The sequence below is a fragment of the Ruegeria sp. G12 genome (assembly GCF_056533565.1).
This window is the reverse complement of record NZ_JBQFOO010000005.1, coordinates 63813-78763: the sequence shown is the minus strand read 5'-3', so window position 1 is coordinate 78763 and position 14951 is coordinate 63813. Positions and strand designations below refer to the sequence as shown.

Below are 14951 nucleotides of genomic sequence, written 5' to 3'. Positions count from 1 at the left end.
GTTTTTGCTCGAAGGTCGGCATCCTTACGCTATGCTCCGCGCGCGTATGAGGAGAGCCAATGCCGACTCAACAAGAAAAGTTCGAACAGTTCAAAAGCCTGCATTTCAGGCCCGAAGCCTTTGTCATTCCCAACCCTTGGGACGCGGGCTCGGCCCGGTTGCTGACAAATATCGGTTTTGAGGCCCTGGCAACGACCAGCGCCGGGTTTGCCTTTTCCAAGGGCAAGCGCGATTCCTGCTCGGAACTTGGTCGGGATGAGGTGCTGGCCAACGCGCGTGACATTGTGGGAGCCGTCTCCCTGCCCGTGTCGGCTGATCTGGAAGGCGGGTTTGGCCGCGCGCCCGAAACCTGTGCCGATACCATTCGGCTGGCGGCAGAGACCGGTCTGGTCGGCGGGTCGATCGAGGATACGACAGGCGATCCCGATGCCCCGATCTACGATCTGAACGAAGCCGTTGACCGTATTCGGGCCTCTGCCGAGGCTGCCAGGGATTTGCCGTTCCTTCTCACTGCACGAGCCGAAAACTACCTTTGGGGTCGCCCGGACCTGGGCGACACGATCCGGCGGTTGCAACTGTTCTCCGAGGCGGGCGCGGATGTCCTCTATGCCCCCGGCCTGCCGGATATGGACGCGATCAGAACCCTGTGCCGCGAGGTCGACAAACCGGTGAATGTCGTGATGGGGCTGAGCGGCCCGAATTTTTCTGTGTCCGATCTGTCTGTGGCAGGCGTTCGGCGCATCAGCGTTGGCGGCTCTTTCGCACGCGCGGCGTTTGGCGCGTTGAAGCGGGCGGCGGAGGAAGTGAAATCGAAAGGGACGTTCAGCTACGCCGGCGATGCGATCCCCGATGCCGAAATGGCCGGGCTTCTGGCCTTAAAGCAGTCGGACTGACCCCATCTACCAGCGCGTCAGTGCGTCTTCGTCCTCATCCTTGGCGGCGACCCATTCGGCCCCGGACGTGGTAAGCTCTTTCTTCCAGAACGGGGCGCGGGACTTGAGGTAATCCATCAGATACTCCGCCGCCTCGAACGCATCCTTGCGATGCGGCGCGGCGGTGGCGACCATCATGATCCGATCCCCCGGCGCCAGCCGTCCGTGCCGGTGGATCACCAGCACATCGCCCAGAGACCAGCGCGTTTTTGCCTCTTCCGCAATCTTGGTCAGAGCACGTTCGGTCATGCCCGGATAATGCTCGATCTCCATCACATCCAGATCGCCCGAGGCCAGATCGCGCACCACGCCGGTGAAGGTCACGATGGCCCCGTTGGCGGCATCGCCGTCGGCGAACGCGTTGGCCTCGGCCCCCAGATCGAACGCCCGTTCCTGTACTACAATACGCATGTCAGCCGCCGGTCATGGGGGGAAAGAAGGCCACCTCGCGCACACCGGCCAGTGACGCATCGAAATCCGACAGTTCCTGGTCCAGCGCCACGCGCAGGGCCGAGGTATCCGCAAACGCGGCGGCATACCGGGCTTCCCGCGCGCTGAGTTCGGCCACAAGGTCGTTGACCGTGGCGGCTTGTGTCTCGACCCGCTCGCTTGGCAGGCCGATCCGTTCGCGCACCCAGGCGAAATACAGCACATTCATCCCCTAACTCTCCTTCAGATGAGGCATGGCTTTACGTAGGTAGTCATAGCCCGTGATCAATGTCAGCGTCGCCGCGATCCACAGCAGCCACAGCCCGATGCGGCCCGACCAGAACATCCCTTGCAGATGCCAGCGCAAACCATTCACATCTTCCACTTGCCCGCTGAGCACCTGATCAATGGTCACCGGGTCCATGCCGAACGATCCCATCACAAAGTAGTGCTCGAAGATTCCTTGCGAAAACAGAATGGCAATGGCCACCATCTGCGCCGTCGTCTTCCACTTGGCCAGCTTGGTGACTTTCAGCGTTCCGGCCACATCGCCCAGATATTCGCGCAGGCCCGAGACGAAGACTTCGCGGAACAGAATAACGGTGGCGGGCAGCACCAGCCACGGGGTCCAATGCTCGGTCGAGTAACCCACAAGGATCATCAGCGCGATCACCACCATCGCCTTGTCTGCAATCGGATCCAGCATCGCGCCGATCTTGGTCTCTTGCTTCCACGCCCGTGCCAGGTAACCATCGAACCAGTCGGTAATGGCCGCCGACAGGAACAGGATCAGCGCGAACCAATCCGCATAAGGCCGGGTGAAATACAGAAACATAACGGCCAGACCGGGTGCGGCCAACAGGCGCAGCACGGTCAGGATATTGGGCAGGTTCCACTTCATGATCCGACACTACATCGCGGTTTCGGGACAGAAAAGACAGGGCGGCGAAAAACATCCCCAATCACAGGCAGTTGGTCAATCTACCGCAGCCCTTGGTCTTTGGCCTGTTTGGCGTCAGATTGCGCGACAGACCAAAGGCAAAGGCCCATGACCACCCATATCCGAACCGACCCAAGGTCAAACCTGATCGGCAGCGCGTGGATGATCGCGGGCATGGCGCTGTTCGCGCTCGAGGACGCGCTGTTGAAGGGTGCCTCCGCCGCCCTGCCGATCTGGCAGATTCTGATCCTGTTCGGCATTGGCGGGTCGGTGATCTTTGCCTGTGTCGCCCTGATGCGCGGCACCAACTTGTTTCACCCTGATGTGCTGTCGCGCCCGATGAAGGTACGGGTGGGTTTCGAGATTTTCGGGCGGCTGTTTTATGTGCTGGCGATCACGCTGACGCCCCTGTCGGCGGCCACGGTGATCCTGCAGGCAACGCCTTTGGTTGTAGTGGCAGGTGCGGCGCTGTTTTTTGGTGAAACCGTCGGCTGGCGGCGGTGGAGCGCCATTGTCGTCGGCCTGCTCGGCGTGGTGGTGATCATTCAACCGACCGGGGAAAGCTTCTCGGCCCTGTCCGTACTCGCGGTGCTGGGCATGCTGGGCTTTGCCGGGCGCGATCTGGCCAGCCGCGCCGCACCCGCCTCGCTGGGCACCGAGGTTCTGGGCTTTTATGGCTTTCTCTGCGTCATTGTCGCCGGGCTGCTCTACCGGTTTTGGGAGGGCGCGCCGCTTGTGCCGGTTTCGCTGCACACAGGCCTGCACGTAACGGGGGCCTTCCTGATGGGCACCGCCGCCTATGCCGCGCTGATGAAAGCGATGCGGACGGGCGAGGTTTCGGCGGTCACTCCCTTCCGCTATTCCCGGCTGCTGTTCGGGGTTGCGCTGGGGGTGGTGTTCTTTGGCGAGAGGCTGGACCAGACCATGTGGATCGGCAGCGCGCTGATCGTGGCTTCGGGGCTTTACATCCTGTGGCGCGGGCGGCGGGGCTAGCCCTTGTCGTGGAAGAAATCGTATACCTTCTGCGCCAACCCGGCTGATATCCCCTCGACCGCTTTCAGATCCGCCAGATTGGCACGACTGACCGCCTTGGCGCTGCCGAAATGGGTCAGCAGGGCGCGTTTGCGGGCGGCACCGACGCCGGGGATTTCGTCCAGTGGCGTTGCACCCACTGCCTTGGCGCGTTTGGCGCGGTGGGTGCCGATGGCGAAGCGATGCGCTTCATCCCGCAGGCGTTGGATGAAATAGAGCACGGGATCATTGCGTTTCAGGGCAAAGGGGCGCTGGCCGATGCGGTGGAATTCTTCCTTGCCGTGATCGCGGTCGATACCTTTGGCGACGCCGACCATAGGGATGTCTTCGACCGCGTGCTCAACCATGATCTCATGCACCGCGCTGACCTGCCCTGCGCCGCCATCGATCAGCAGCAGGTCCGGCCAGTGGCCTTTGTCGCGGTCGGGGTCCTCTTTCTGCAGGCGGGTGAAACGGCGAGTCAGAACCTCTTTCATCATGCCGAAATCATCGCCGGGGGTCAGATCGTCGCCCCGGATGTTGAACTTGCGATAGGCGTTTTTCATGAACCCCTCGGGGCCTGCCACGATCATGCCGCCCACTGCATTGGTGCCTTGAATGTGAGAGTTGTCGTAGACCTCGATCCGCTGGGGAGGCGCGTCCAGATCGAACGCCTCAGCCACACCGCGCAGCAGCTTGGCCTGCGTCGCGCTTTCCGACATGCGGCGGGCCAGGGATTCGCGCGCGTTGCGCAGTGCTCCGGCGACCAGTTCCTGTTTCTCGCCGCGTTGGGGCACGAGGATGTCGACCTTTCGGCCTGCCTTTTCGGACAAGGCCTGCAGCATCAGATCGGCGTTTTCGATGGCGTCGGACAGGATCAACTGACGCGGCGGTTCCTTGTTGTCGTAGAACTGGCCCAGAAAGGCCTCCATCACCTCGGCAGGCGACACATCGGCCCCGACCCGAGGGTAGAAGTCCTTGTTCCCCCAGTTCTGGTTGGCCCGAATAAAGAAGACCTGCACACAGGCCTGACCGCTGTCCATATAGAGGCCGATCACATCCGCCTCGGCCACGCCGCGCGGGTTGATGCCTTGGGATGTCTGTACCTGCGTCAGCGCCCGGATACGGTCGCGCAGGCCAGCGGCGCGTTCGAACTCCATCGCCTCGGAGGCGGCCATCATCTGTTCGGCCAAATCCTCTTGCACCTTGGTCGACCGGCCAGACAGGAAGCGTTCGGCATCCTTGACGCTTTCGCGGTAGTCTGCTTCGGAAATCAGATCCACGCACGGCCCTGAACACCGCTTGATCTGATAGAGCAAGCAGGGCCGGGTGCGACTGTCGAACATGGAATCCGAGCAATTGCGCAGCAGGAAGGCCTTTTGCAGCTGGTTCAGCGTCCGGTTCACCGCACCTGCGCTGGCGAAGGGGCCGAAATAGGCACCTTTTTCCTTCTTCGCGCCGCGATGTTTCTTGATCTGCGGAAAGGCGTGATCCTTGGCCACCAGTATGTTCGGAAAGCTTTTGTCGTCGCGCAGCAGCACGTTGTACTTGGGCTTGAGCTGCTTGATCAGGTTTTGTTCCAGCAGCAGCGCCTCGGTCTCGGTGCGCGTAGTCAGGAACATCATCGAGGCGGTTGCGGCGATCATTTTCTCGATCCGCCCCGAATGGCCCGGACGGGTGTAGTTCGACACCCGCGCTTTGAGATTCCGCGCCTTGCCCACGTACAGAACCCGGCTGTCTGCATCCAACATCCGATAAACACCGGGCGAGCTGTCCAGCGTCTTCACATAGCGCTGGATGCAGGCATAACCGGTGGGCTGAGTGTCCGAAGGCGAGTCGTTCTGGGTGGTCATGACCCAGAGATATGATTCTCTGCCACTGGCTGCAATCTTGAGCGCTTCGGATCAAGGGGAAACAAATCCACGGATTATGTGGATAAGTATGAAGATAAGTTTTCCGGGCCCGGGAATCTTCCTTGTTTTCTTACCTTTTCCTTGAGTTGCCCAAAAAACAGGCAATATTGTAACCAATTGATTTATTTGATAAAAAATTTACTCACAAGACAAGTATATGAAAAACAATACAATTTTGTAACGCGCATGTAACGGAAATGAGAGCGGTGCAAAACTTGCGGCGAATATGTCTATTCTACGCCCAGAACGTCCGGTGTCTGCCACCCCAGATGCTGACCTCCGTCAACGCATAACAACTGCCCGGTGACGGCGTCTGCGTCCAGAAAATACCCCAGCGCGGCGGTGATATCAGACGGGTTTGCACCGCGTTCCAGAACCGTGTTTGCCCGTTGCGCGTTAAAGTGCTCGGCGCTTTGGCGGTGGCCCTGCATGGTCGGGCCCGGCCCGATGGCGTTGACGCGAATGGCCGGGGTCAGCGCCTGCGCCGCTGTGCGGGTCAGCGCCCACAGGCCCATCTTGGCGATGGTGTAGGTCATGAACTCGGGCGTCAGTTTGCGCACCCGCATGTCGACCATGTTGACGATCAGGCCGGTGGCGACCGGCTCGCCATTGGCATCGGTGTCGGGCTGCAGACCCTGCGCGGCCATGGCCTGAGTCAGCACAAAGGGCGCGCGCAGGTTGCTGTCCAGATGGCGGTCCCAGCTTTCGCGGGTGGCCGTTTGGATCGTGTCGTATTCAAAGATCGAGGCATTGTTCACCAGACAGGTGATCGGCCCGCCCAACGCCTCGGCGGCGCGGGGCAGCAGGGATGTCACCTGTGCCTCGTCCAGCAGATCGGCCTGCAGCGCGACAGCCTGACGGCCCAGCGCGCGAATATCTGATACGGTGTCCTGCGCCGGTTGTTCCGAGGTCGCGTAGTGCACGGCGACATCATAGCCGCGACCCGCCAGATACTCGGCCATGGCCCGACCCAGACGAATTCCGGCACCGGTCACTAAAGCTCGGGTCATGGATCACCTCTTTCCGTCAGATCACACCAGCAGGGTGGTGACATAAAGCGCATAAAGGAAAGTCAATGCCAGACCCCAGCCGCGGGTGATATCCTGTTTGAAAAACACGAAGGGGATCAAAAGCAACGAGGCCCCCAGCATTACCCACAAGTCGAAATACAGGAACTCGGGATCGACCGGGATGTTGCCGAACCATGTGGCGATGCCGACGATGGCCAGCAGGTTGAACATGTTCGACCCGATCACATTGCCCAGCGCCACATCGGCCTGCCGGCGCAGCGCGGCCATCATCGTGGTTGCAAGCTCGGGCAGAGAGGTCCCCACCGCGATCAAGGTCAGACCGATCACCGTTTCACTGACCCCATAGGTCCGCGCGATGATGGTGGCGTTGTCCACCAGCAGATGCGCGCCCATCGGCAAACCGACCAGCCCCAGGATCAGGTAGATCGACACTTTCCAGTAGGGCATGTTGGGGTCGGCCTCTTCCAGACCGTCCAGTTCTTCATCGTCCTCGCAGGCCGGACCACAGGCGGCGCGGTGGCGTTTCGCCTCGCGAAAGGCGTTGCCCAGCACCAGCGCCAGCGCCGCCAGCAGGATGGCCCCGCTGATCAGGTTGAAAACCCCGCAAAAGGCCAGACCAATGAACAGGACCGTCGCCAACAGCATGAACACATAGTTCTTGCGGCTGTCACATTCGCTGGTGTGCAGCGTCGCCAAAAGCGCGGGCAGGCCCAGCACCAGCAGGATGTTGGCCGTGTTCGACCCGACCACGTTGCCCAGCGCAATGCCCGGCGCGTTTTCCTTGAGCGCGCTGATAGCGATCAAAAGCTCGGGGGCCGAGGTGCCAAAGGCCACGATGGTCAGGCTGACGATCAGCGCCGGCACGCCCAGCCGCAGGCTCAGGTTCACCGCGCCGCGCACCAGCGCGTCACCTGCCAGCAGCAGGATCACCAGCCCCAGACCGGATAACAGCCACGCGGTCATGTCCGGCCCCCTTTTTCGCAGGCGCAGGGGCCTTTGCCGATGCGGAACCGTCCGCAGCGGGGGCATTTGGCCGAGCTCAGCTTCTTTTGTCCCGGAAAGCGCAACTTGCCGAACATGGCCAGAACGCCCATGGCAATCAGAAACAGGGTGACGGCCTTGATGATCACGTCACAAACCGAAACGCGCGTAGGCCGCCCGCTCCTCTAGCCCCGCAATGGCGTCCTGCGCCACCGAGGCCCCAAGCCGCGACCAGAAGGGTTTGCGCAGCCCGTAGCGGCGGAATTTGACCTTGTCGCCGAACCGTTCCTGCATCTGGGGCTTCAGATGCGCGATGCCGTCGATCAGGCCCAGTTCCTGCGCACGCCGGGCAAGCCAGATTTCACCGGTGAACAGGTCCGCGCTCTGATCCAGCTTGTCGCCGCGCCGGGCTTTGACATGGGTGATAAAATTCTCGTGAATATCGCCCAACAGGCCCTGGAGGCGCGCGACATCCTCTTCCTTTTCCGGCGAAAACGGGTCGAGCATGGATTTCGATTTACCGGCCGTATGCACTCGTCGTTCGATCCCCTGTCGCGCCAGAAAGATATGCGCACCGAACCCGGCCGAGATCACGCCGATCGAACCCAGAACCGAACTTTCGTCGGCGAAAATCTCATCCGCCGCAGCCGCCAGCCAGTATCCACCCGAGGCCGCGACGTCTTCGACAAAGGCGACAACAGGAATATCCAGTTCCTCGGACAGACGCCGGATGCGCGCACCGATCAGCGAACTTTGCACCGGCGAGCCGCCGGGCGAGTTGACCTCAAGCGCGACAGCCACAGGCTTGCCCTTGCGAAAGGCCTTTTCCAAAACGGGGGTCAGCGCAAGGTTGTTCAGCGACCCGCGGCCAGACATACCGATGGCACCGGACAGGCGCACGACGGCCACAACGGGTTGCTTTTTGACAAACGGCAGGCTGAGTTTCATGGATGCCCATGTAGAGTGCGCCCAACCGGTAAACAAGATATCCGCGAACCGTTAAACCCGACGTGACCCAATTTCCCGATGCTGATCGGCAAAAATGCAACGCCGCCGGAGCCTTTAGTTACGAATGCGCCAGCCGGTTTTGAAGATCCACCAGATCATCCCCAGACACAGCCCGGTAAAGGCCAGAATGGCCAGCAGGCTGAGCGCAATCGGCACGTCCGCCAGCCCGTAGAACGACCACCTGAACCCCGAAATCAGATAGACCACCGGGTTGAACAAGGTGATGGTCTGCCACAGCGGCGGCAGCATCGAGATCGAATAGAACGTGCCCCCCAGAAAGATCAGTGGCGTCACCACAAGCTGCGGCACCAGCGACATCTGTTCGAAATTGCTGGCCCAGATGCCGATGATAAACCCCAGCAGCGAAAAGCTGAGGCAGGACAGGATCAGAAACGCCGCCATCGCAAAGGGGTGCGCGATCTGGATGTCCACAAAGAAGGTGGCGGTGATCAGGATTACCAGACCGACAAACAGCGATTTCGTCGCCGCAGCCCCCACATAGCCGACCACAATCTCGATGAAATCCACCGGGGCCGAGAGCAACTCGTAGATCGTGCCCAGAAACTTGGGAAAGTAGATCGCGAATGAGGCGTTCGAGATCGACAGCATCACGACCGACAACATGATCAGACCGGGTACGATGAATGCGCCGTAGCTGACCCCTTCAACCTCTTGTATGCGGCTGCCGATGGCTGTGCCGAACACCACGAAATAAAGAGAGGTCGAAAGGACCGGCGACAGGAAGCTCTGCGCCAGCGTGCGGAAGAACCGGGCCATCTCGAACCGGTAGATGGCGGCGACGGCAGCCCAGTTCATGCGGCCTCTCCCGAAACCAGAGTGACAAAAATCTCTTCAAGGCTGGATTGCCGCGTCTGCACGTCGCGCAGCACCAACCCGGCCTTGGCGACATCGTTCAGCAAAGTGGTGATGCCAGTGCGATCCGCATGAGTGTCATAAGTGTAGACCAGCGCATCGCCATCGCCGTTCAGAGCCAGGTTGTGTACCGCCAAAGCGTCGGGAATTTCCGCGATGGGTTCGGTCAGCATAACCTCGATCTGCTTCTGGCCCATCTGCGCCATCAGGGTGTCCTTGTCCTGCACCAGCAGCAACTCACCCTTGTCGATGACGCCAACACGGTCAGCGATGGCTTCGGCCTCTTCGATATAGTGCGTGGTCAGAATGATGGTGACGCCCGAGCGTTTCAGTTCGGCCACGATCTCCCACATATCCTTGCGCAGTTCCACGTCGACCCCGGCGGTGGGTTCGTCCAGAAACAAAACGCGCGGCTCATGTGCCAACGCCTTGGCAATCAGCACCCGGCGCTTCATGCCGCCCGACAACTCTTTGATGGCGTTCTTGCGTTTGTCCCACAGGGACAGTTTGCGCAGAATCTCTTCGATCCGCGCATCATCCCGGCCATAGCCGAACAGCCCGCGCGACAGCCGCACCGTGTTCCACACCTTCTCGAACGGCTCCAGCGCAATCTCCTGCGGCACCAGCCCGATCATCCGGCGCGCGGCGCGGAATTCGGTCTGGATATCGTAGCCGCCGACAGTCACCGTTCCCGAGGTCGGCGTGGTGATGCCGCAGATGGTCGAGATCAGGGTGGTCTTGCCCGCGCCGTTTGGCCCCAAAAGCGCGAGGATCTCGCCTTCTTCAATATCCAGCGACACGCCTTTCAGCGCCTCAAATCCGTCCGCATATGATTTGCGCAGGTCCTTGATGGACAAAATGGTGGTCATGCACGTTCCCCGTTCTGGCCACGGACCCTATCGCGCCGCTTGCCGACGGAACAGGGCAATTCCGCACAAGGACCTGCGCATTTTTAGCGCCGGATCAATTCGGACATGGCCGCTGAACCACCAGATGCCATCACCCCGAACGCGCGGCGCTTGCAATCCGCCCTCTCGCCCGAAAGGTTATGAATGACGGAGGACCCCATGCTGAACGGATTGCGCATCATCGAAATCGAAGCCCTCGGCCCCGGCCCGTTTGCCGCGATGCTGCTGGCCGATCTGGGCGCGGATGTGATCACCATCCACCGCAAAGGCGGAGCCGCTGCGCCCGTCACTCCCGAACGCTCCGTTCTGGATCGCGGCAAACGCTCCATCGCGTTGGACCTTAAAGACACAAGTGACCTGACCACCGCCAAACGCCTGATCGCAACCGGGGATGCGCTGATCGAAGGGTTCCGCCCCGGCGTGATGGAAAAACTGGGTCTCGGCCCCGAGACCTGTCATGCGCTGAACCCAAAGCTGGTCTATGGCCGAATGACCGGCTGGGGGCAGAACAGCCCGCTGTCCGACACCGCCGGGCATGACCTGAACTACATCGCCCTGTCCGGCGCGCTGTGGTACTGCTCACCCCCCGGCGAACCGCCACAAACGCCCGCCACGCTGGTGGGCGATATCGGCGGCGGCGCGATGTATCTGGTCGCGGGTCTTTTGGCCGGGCTGCTCAACGCCCAACGAACCGGTCAGGGCACCATCGTCGACGCCGCCATCTATGACGGCTCCGCCCATATGATGAACCTGCTGATGAGCCTGCGCCAGACAGGCAACCTGAGCGACACACGCGGCCAAAGCCTGCTCGACGGCCCACACTGGAGCCGCACCTACGCTTGCGCCGATGGAGAATTCATCACCATCCAATGCCTGGAACCCAAATTCTACAGCGAATTCCTGCAGATCATGGGCCTGTCCGATGACCCTGACTTCCAGCAGCAATACGACCGCACCCGCTGGCCAATCCTGACCCAGCGACTGACGGACATCTTCGCCCGCCACCCGCGCGCCCACTGGGAAGACCGCTTCGATGGATCAGACGCCTGCGTCGCCCCGGTCCTCAGCCCCGAACAGGCAATGGCGCACCCAATGAACGCAGCCCGAAACACATGGACCGAGGCTGACGGAGCCCTTCAAGCAGCCGCCGCCCCCCGTTTCTCAACCTACAGCTGGCACCCAACACCCAGCCCAACCCGCGGCGAACACACCCAGGAAATCCTCACAGACCTCTCCAAAAGCGACTGATCCGCCCTTCATCTGTCCAAAAATATCCCGGGGGATGAATTGGCCGCAGGCCAAGAAGGGGGCAGGCCCCCTTCGACCCGCTTACCGCCCGCGCACCGTGTCGATCATCACCTGCACGTTCTCGGGATCGGCATCCGGCGTAATCCCATGCCCCAGATTGAAGATATGCGGCCCCTTCGAAAACGCCTCGACAATCGCACGCGTCTCATCCACCAGCGCCTGCCCGCCCGTCACCATATGAGACGAGGCCAGATTGCCCTGCACACATCCATCCACCTGCACATGCGCGGCCGCCCAGTCCGGCGATACCGAGTTGTCCAGCGCCACGCAATCCACACCCGTCGCCCTGGCGAAGCCGACATAGCCCTCACCCGCTTCGCGCGGGAAGCCGATCACCGGAATACCCGGATGCCGTGCCTTTATGGCCTGCGTGATCACCCGGCAGGGCTCAACCGCGTACTTCCGAAACGCCTCGCCCCTCAGCGAGCCCGCCCAGCTGTCGAAGATCTTGACCACCTCAGCCCCGGCCTCGATCTGGGCCGAGAGATACTCAATCGTCGCCAACGTAATCCGGTCCAGCAGCGCCTCGAACAACGCCACATTCCCTTCGCGCAGCGCATGCGCCGGACCCTGATCCGGCGTGCCCCGCCCGGCGATCATGTAGGTCGCCACCGTCCAGGGAGCGCCCGCAAAACCGATCAGCGTGGTCTCGGACGGCAGTTCCCGCGACAGGATGCGGACCGTCTCGTATACCGGTGACAGGGTCTCGTGAATCTCCTCAACCGGTTTCAGCGCATCGAAATCCGCCTGCTGCGTGATGGTCGACAGGCGCGGGCCTTCGCCGGTGACAAACCACAGATCCGCACCCAGCGCCTGCGGCACCAGCAGGATATCGGCGAACAGAATCGCCGCGTCGAACCCGTAGCGGCGGATCGGCTGCAAGGTGACCTCGGCGGCCAGTTCGGGGTTGTAGCACAGCGACAGGAAATCCCCGGCCTGCGCGCGGGTGGCGCGGTACTCGGGCAGATACCGCCCGGCCTGCCGCATCATCCAGATCGGCGGCACGTCCTGCACCTCACCCGCCAGCGCCCGCAGCAGTTTCTTTGTCTCGGCCATCTCTGCCCCCCAATCATCGGTTTGCGCCACCGGTCGTGCCTCAGTGGCAATTTGTCAAGCTTTGCCCCCATTGTCAGGGCAATGTGACGCGATTAAAGCTGGGCCCATGACTTTGACCCTGCCCTCCCCCGCATCGCCGCTGAAAATCGGCACCCGTGGTTCCCCGCTGGCTCTGGCCCAGGCCCATGAGACGCGCCAAAGGCTGCGCGACGCGTTCGACCTGCCGGAAGACGCCTTCGAGATCGTGGTGATCAAGACCACCGGCGACAACCGCGCCATGATCGACGCCGACCGTCCGCTGAAAGAGATCGGCAACAAGGGTCTCTTTACCAAGGAAATCGAAGAGGCGATGCTGAAAGGCGACATCGACATCGCCGTGCATTCCACCAAGGACATGCCCGTCGAACAGCCCGAGGGTCTGGTGCTGGACACCTTCCTGCCGCGCGAGGATGTGCGCGATGCCTTCATCTCGCCTCACCTGAAGTCTATTCACGATCTGCCCGAGGGGGCCGTGGTTGGCACCTCATCCCTGCGCCGCCGGGCGCAACTGCTGAACCGGCGGCCTGACCTGCAGGTGGTCGAGTTTCGCGGCAACGTGCAGACCCGGCTGAAAAAGCTGGCTGATGGCGTGGCAGATTGCACCTTTCTGGCCATGGCAGGCATCCGCCGCCTGAACATGGCCGAAGTTCCGGCCACCGCCATTTCGACCGACGACATGCTGCCCGCCATCGCGCAAGGCACCATCGGCATCGAACGCCGCAGCGAAGACAGCCGCGCCGCCGAAATGCTCGAGGCGATTCACCATACCGAGACCAGCCAGCGTCTGGCCGCCGAACGCGCGCTTTTGCAGGCGCTGGACGGGTCCTGCGAAACGCCCATCGCCGGATTGGCCGAGCTGCAGGGCGGCCAGCTGCGCCTGCGCGGCGAAGTGCTGCGCCCCAACGGGGCCGAGGCGATTGCCGACGACACCACCGGCACGATCAGCGATGGCGCGGATATGGGCCGTGCCATGGCGGAAAACCTGCTGAAACAGGCCGGTCCGGGATTCTTCGACTGGAAAAATTGATAAAAAGTTTAACAAGTGTGAACTGCTTCACTGTCGCCCGGTCAGGCCTGTGGCAGTAATAGGTCATACCCGTTGTCAAGTCGGGTCAGCCTCGAAAGTATCGAAAAGTTTCAGATTGTTGGTGGTTATTTCAGTATTCGAGGGGGCGAGGCTGACCCCCGACTTCAATAGGTAGCGGGTCGCTGTTGTTTGCAACAGCGGCCCGTTTGATTTGCGCCCTGCCCTAACAAATCATCTCGACCGCGCGCTGAACGGCGTGTTGGGTCTGTTCAAGGTCTGCCTCGGTCACAGCCGTCGACGGATAGAGCTTGCCGGGGGCCTTGAACACACCATTGGCCCTGAGCGTGGCGTTGTAGACAACATTGCGTTGCGGGTCGTCATGTTTGGCGCTGCGGTAATCGCAGCAGGCGTTTTCGGTGAAATAGATGTCGAACAGCGTCTCATCCCCGCAGATGCGGTGCGGGATACCTGCTTTGGTCAGCGCGTCGGACTGCATGTCCTGCAGGCGCTTACCTATCTGGCGCAGATGGTCATAGGCCCCGTCACGGCGCAGGATTTCCATCGTTTTCAGACCCGCGACCGAGGCCACCGGGTTGCCGGACAAGGTGCCCAACTGCATCAGCCAGCCGTCCTCGCCTACTTGAGCCTTGTCGAAATGCTTCATGATCTCGATACTTGCGCCCAGCGCGGCCAGAGGGAACCCGCCGCCGGTGATCTTGCCCAGCGTGCAGATATCGGGGGTCACGCCATATCGTTCCTGCGCACCGCCATAGGCCAGACGGAATCCGGTGACGATCTCATCGAAGATCAGAAGGACGTTGTGTTTGTCGCACAGATCGCGCAGCCCCTGCAGGTAGCCGGGCTGCGGCGGAATGATCCGCTGCAACGGTTCGACCATGATCGCGGCGATATCGTCATGCTCGGCCAGCAGGGTGGCGACCGCCTCAAGATCGTTGAAGGGCGCGATCAGCATCTGGTCGGCCACGCCCTGCGGGATACCGGCACTGTCGGGTACGGGTTGCGGGAAATTGACCTCGCGGCTGGGGGCCAGGCTCATCTGCGCCTCGGCGCTCATCCCGTGATAGCCGCCTTCGAATTTCAGAATTTTGTCACGGCCCGTATAGGCGCGGGCCAAGCGGAGCGCATACATATCCGCCTCACCGCCCGAGGCGACAAAGCGGATTTGTTCGCAGCAGGGCACGGCGTCGGTAATGGCCTCGGCCAGTTCGACTCCTTTGCTGTTATTGGCGAAGAAGGTCATGCCTTTGGGCAGTTGTTCCAGCACGGCCTCCATCACCTCGGGGTGGCCGTGGCCCAGCAGCATCGGGCCCGAGCCGATCAGATAGTCGATATATTCATTGCCGTCTTCATCCCAGACGCGGCTGCCCTGACCGCGGGCGATCAGGATACCGGGGTCGAAATTGCCAAACCCTCCGGCGGGCAGAACCTCGTTGGCGCGGGCGATCCATTCGGATTGAGTGTTGATCTTCAGCAT

The 14951-nt window shown here is 61.5% G+C and carries 16 protein-coding genes; 4 read left to right on the top strand and 12 right to left on the bottom strand.

Translation table 11 applies throughout. The annotated features are described in order from the left end of the window. Positions 1-59: 59 nt before the first annotated feature. A complete protein-coding gene (locus ACR0JN_RS12840) occupies positions 60-893 on the top strand; it encodes an isocitrate lyase/PEP mutase family protein (RefSeq protein WP_480886077.1) in 834 nt (277 codons plus the stop codon). A 6-nt stretch (positions 894-899) separates the two neighbouring features. Here the strand turns inward: ACR0JN_RS12840 and ACR0JN_RS12835 are convergent, their stop codons facing one another. From ACR0JN_RS12835 to pgsA, 3 genes are read right to left on the bottom strand one after another with little or no spacing between them, the layout of a single operon-like run. After that, entirely contained in the window at positions 900-1343 is a 444-nt protein-coding gene (locus ACR0JN_RS12835) for a molybdenum cofactor biosynthesis protein MoaE (protein WP_480886075.1), read from the bottom strand. A 1-nt stretch (position 1344) separates the two neighbouring features. Then, positions 1345-1590: a molybdopterin converting factor subunit 1 gene (moaD, locus tag ACR0JN_RS12830; protein WP_480886073.1), complete on the bottom strand. Its 246-nt coding sequence runs from the start codon at positions 1588-1590 to the stop codon at positions 1345-1347. Between the two features lie 3 nt (positions 1591-1593). Then, positions 1594-2262 carry a CDP-diacylglycerol--glycerol-3-phosphate 3-phosphatidyltransferase gene (gene pgsA / locus ACR0JN_RS12825; RefSeq protein WP_480817739.1) on the bottom strand — a complete coding sequence of 223 codons (669 nt, stop codon included), beginning with the start codon at positions 2260-2262 and terminating at the stop codon, positions 1594-1596. Between the two features lie 147 nt (positions 2263-2409). On the opposite strand from pgsA, the gene ACR0JN_RS12820 reads away from it, so the two are divergent. Then, positions 2410-3294: a DMT family transporter gene (locus tag ACR0JN_RS12820; RefSeq protein ID WP_480886071.1), complete on the top strand. Its 885-nt coding sequence runs from the start codon at positions 2410-2412 to the stop codon at positions 3292-3294. Here the strand turns inward: ACR0JN_RS12820 and uvrC are convergent. The 7 genes from uvrC to ACR0JN_RS12785 all read right to left on the bottom strand — a co-directional run bounded on the left by uvrC (position 3291) and on the right by ACR0JN_RS12785 (position 9987). Next, on the bottom strand, positions 3291-5165 hold the full coding sequence (gene uvrC, locus ACR0JN_RS12815) for an excinuclease ABC subunit UvrC (RefSeq protein WP_480886070.1): 1875 nt from the start codon (positions 5163-5165) through the stop codon (positions 3291-3293). The genes ACR0JN_RS12820 and uvrC overlap by 4 nt on opposite strands. 290 nt (positions 5166-5455) lie before the next feature. Further along, positions 5456-6235, bottom strand: a complete 780-nt coding sequence (locus tag ACR0JN_RS12810) for an SDR family oxidoreductase (RefSeq protein ID WP_480817742.1) — start codon at positions 6233-6235, stop codon at positions 5456-5458. Positions 6236-6256: 21 nt separating this feature from the next. Then, the gene (locus ACR0JN_RS12805; RefSeq protein WP_480886069.1) at positions 6257-7219 is read right to left on the bottom strand and encodes a calcium/sodium antiporter; all 963 of its coding nucleotides are present in this window, start codon (positions 7217-7219) and stop codon (positions 6257-6259) included. Continuing rightward, positions 7216-7386: a hypothetical protein gene (locus ACR0JN_RS12800; RefSeq protein WP_480886067.1), complete on the bottom strand. Its 171-nt coding sequence runs from the start codon at positions 7384-7386 to the stop codon at positions 7216-7218. The genes ACR0JN_RS12805 and ACR0JN_RS12800 overlap by 4 nt, the downstream gene beginning before the upstream one ends. A 1-nt stretch (position 7387) precedes the next feature. Then, entirely contained in the window at positions 7388-8185 is a 798-nt protein-coding gene (locus tag ACR0JN_RS12795) for a S49 family peptidase (RefSeq protein WP_480886066.1), read from the bottom strand. A 114-nt stretch (positions 8186-8299) separates the two neighbouring features. Then, positions 8300-9061, bottom strand: coding sequence for an ABC transporter permease (locus tag ACR0JN_RS12790; protein ID WP_480886064.1), 762 nt, complete (start codon positions 9059-9061; stop codon positions 8300-8302). Beyond that, positions 9058-9987, bottom strand: a complete 930-nt coding sequence (locus ACR0JN_RS12785) for an ABC transporter ATP-binding protein (protein WP_480886062.1) — start codon at positions 9985-9987, stop codon at positions 9058-9060. The genes ACR0JN_RS12790 and ACR0JN_RS12785 overlap by 4 nt, the downstream gene beginning before the upstream one ends. Before the next feature lie 198 nt (positions 9988-10185). Between ACR0JN_RS12785 and ACR0JN_RS12780 the strand changes: the two genes are divergently transcribed. Continuing rightward, positions 10186-11274, top strand: coding sequence for a CaiB/BaiF CoA transferase family protein (locus ACR0JN_RS12780; RefSeq protein ID WP_480886060.1), 1089 nt, complete (start codon positions 10186-10188; stop codon positions 11272-11274). A gap of 81 nt (positions 11275-11355) precedes the next feature. On the opposite strand, the gene hemE is transcribed toward ACR0JN_RS12780, so the two are convergent. Next, complete coding sequence (hemE, locus tag ACR0JN_RS12775) at positions 11356-12390, bottom strand: uroporphyrinogen decarboxylase (RefSeq protein ID WP_480886059.1); 1035 nt, start codon at positions 12388-12390, stop codon at positions 11356-11358. 106 nt (positions 12391-12496) lie between these two features. On the opposite strand from hemE, the gene hemC reads away from it, so the two are divergent. Beyond that, positions 12497-13456: a hydroxymethylbilane synthase gene (gene hemC, locus ACR0JN_RS12770; RefSeq protein WP_480886057.1), complete on the top strand. Its 960-nt coding sequence runs from the start codon at positions 12497-12499 to the stop codon at positions 13454-13456. Between the two features lie 223 nt (positions 13457-13679). On the opposite strand, the gene ACR0JN_RS12765 is transcribed toward hemC, so the two are convergent. Beyond that, positions 13680-14951, bottom strand: a complete 1272-nt coding sequence (locus tag ACR0JN_RS12765) for an aspartate aminotransferase family protein (protein WP_480886055.1) — start codon at positions 14949-14951, stop codon at positions 13680-13682.

Excerpts from the sequence above, each read along its gene's own strand:
- ACR0JN_RS12785 (WP_480886062.1), bottom strand. The coding sequence starts at position 9,987 with ATGACCACCATTTTGTCCATCAAGGACCTGCGCAAATCATATGCGGAC.
- hemE (WP_480886059.1), bottom strand. The coding sequence starts at position 12,390 with ATGGCCGAGACAAAGAAACTGCTGCGGGCGCTGGCGGGTGAGGTGCAG.
- ACR0JN_RS12805 (WP_480886069.1), bottom strand. The coding sequence starts at position 7,219 with ATGACCGCGTGGCTGTTATCCGGTCTGGGGCTGGTGATCCTGCTGCTG.
- ACR0JN_RS12765 (WP_480886055.1), bottom strand. The coding sequence starts at position 14,951 with ATGCTGAAGATCAACACTCAATCCGAATGGATCGCCCGCGCCAACGAG.
- ACR0JN_RS12835 (WP_480886075.1), bottom strand. The coding sequence starts at position 1,343 with ATGCGTATTGTAGTACAGGAACGGGCGTTCGATCTGGGGGCCGAGGCC.
- ACR0JN_RS12840 (WP_480886077.1), top strand. The coding sequence starts at position 60 with ATGCCGACTCAACAAGAAAAGTTCGAACAGTTCAAAAGCCTGCATTTC.
- ACR0JN_RS12810 (WP_480817742.1), bottom strand. The coding sequence starts at position 6,235 with ATGACCCGAGCTTTAGTGACCGGTGCCGGAATTCGTCTGGGTCGGGCC.
- ACR0JN_RS12790 (WP_480886064.1), bottom strand. The coding sequence starts at position 9,061 with ATGAACTGGGCTGCCGTCGCCGCCATCTACCGGTTCGAGATGGCCCGG.
- hemC (WP_480886057.1), top strand. The coding sequence starts at position 12,497 with ATGACTTTGACCCTGCCCTCCCCCGCATCGCCGCTGAAAATCGGCACC.
- ACR0JN_RS12795 (WP_480886066.1), bottom strand. The coding sequence starts at position 8,185 with ATGAAACTCAGCCTGCCGTTTGTCAAAAAGCAACCCGTTGTGGCCGTC.
- moaD (WP_480886073.1), bottom strand. The coding sequence starts at position 1,590 with ATGAATGTGCTGTATTTCGCCTGGGTGCGCGAACGGATCGGCCTGCCA.
- pgsA (WP_480817739.1), bottom strand. The coding sequence starts at position 2,262 with ATGAAGTGGAACCTGCCCAATATCCTGACCGTGCTGCGCCTGTTGGCC.
- uvrC (WP_480886070.1), bottom strand. The coding sequence starts at position 5,165 with ATGACCACCCAGAACGACTCGCCTTCGGACACTCAGCCCACCGGTTAT.
- ACR0JN_RS12820 (WP_480886071.1), top strand. The coding sequence starts at position 2,410 with ATGACCACCCATATCCGAACCGACCCAAGGTCAAACCTGATCGGCAGC.
- ACR0JN_RS12780 (WP_480886060.1), top strand. The coding sequence starts at position 10,186 with ATGCTGAACGGATTGCGCATCATCGAAATCGAAGCCCTCGGCCCCGGC.